This window comes from Pseudomonas sp. RA_35y_Pfl2_P32, assembly GCF_963970735.1.
In the GTDB taxonomy this organism is placed as follows: Bacteria; Pseudomonadota; Gammaproteobacteria; order Pseudomonadales; family Pseudomonadaceae; genus Aquipseudomonas.
Window position 1 is genome coordinate 1 of sequence record NZ_CAXAQF010000070.1, and the last position, 915, is coordinate 915.

The window sequence follows — 915 nt, forward strand, 5'->3', positions numbered from 1 at the left end:
TGCCTACGCCAAGTGCCTCGGCCTCCAGCACCGGTCCCTGCTCGATATGTGCTTCCAGATAGGCCAGTGCCGCGCCGTGCCGTGCCGAGGCGAAGCCGCTCACCGACAGGCCGTTCAAGGCCAGCGCGTCCTCCAGCGATATGCCGGCAGCGTCACGCAGGTCCAGCGTGGCCGGGTCGAGCGTGCCTGCCACGGCGCGGCTCGTCAGCATCGCTGCGGGAAAGCGCGAGCCTTCCTCGTCGCCGAACGCATAGACCTCGATCGGGAACGACATCCGTCGTTCTTCGGCGTGGAGCGCGGCAACGCACTCGACGCCGAGCATGATACCGAGCGGCCCATCGTAGCGACCGGCATCCCGCACGCTGTCGAGGTGGCTGCCTATCAAGAGCGGCGGCCCGTCGCGCTCGCCCTCGTAGCGGCCCACGAGATTGCCGGCCGGGTCGACCCGCACGCTCATGCCCGCTTCCTCCATCCAAGCGGCAAGGCATCGCTGGGCACTGGCGTACGCAGGGGACAGATAGCCGCGATACAAGCCCCCTTCCATGTCAGTATAAGGTGCGACACCAAGCGCGTCGCACCGCGCAAGCGCGCGGGATCCGCCGCTCACCATGCCGCTACCGCGCCATCGCTGCGTGGATCGGTCGCGCCTTCGAGCATGCCGGTCGGGTGACGCACGATCGCGCCGGCATGTCCCATCACGCCGGTGAATGGCGGCAGCAGTTCGACTTGATGCCCCGCCGCCGCGAGCGCTGCGACGAGCGCGGGGTCGAAGCGAGACTCCAGCTTGAGCGACGTGCTTTCCTCGCCCCAGGTTCGGCCGAGCAGCCAGCGCGGCCGCGTCACCGCCTCCTGCAGCGGCACACCGAAGCGCGCGTAGCGCGAGAACAAAGCTGCCTGTGTCTGCGGCTGACCCTC

General features: G+C 69.0%; 2 protein-coding genes. Both read right to left on the reverse strand.

Annotated features, from left to right (window positions below; genetic code table 11):
- On the reverse strand, positions 1–457 hold a 457-nt coding region (locus AACY45_RS27090), incomplete at its 3' end, for a M20/M25/M40 family metallo-hydrolase (RefSeq protein WP_339548497.1).
- Positions 458–603: 146 nt separating this feature from the next.
- On the reverse strand, positions 604–915 hold a 312-nt coding region (locus tag AACY45_RS27095), incomplete at its 5' end, for a gamma-glutamyltransferase (protein WP_339548499.1).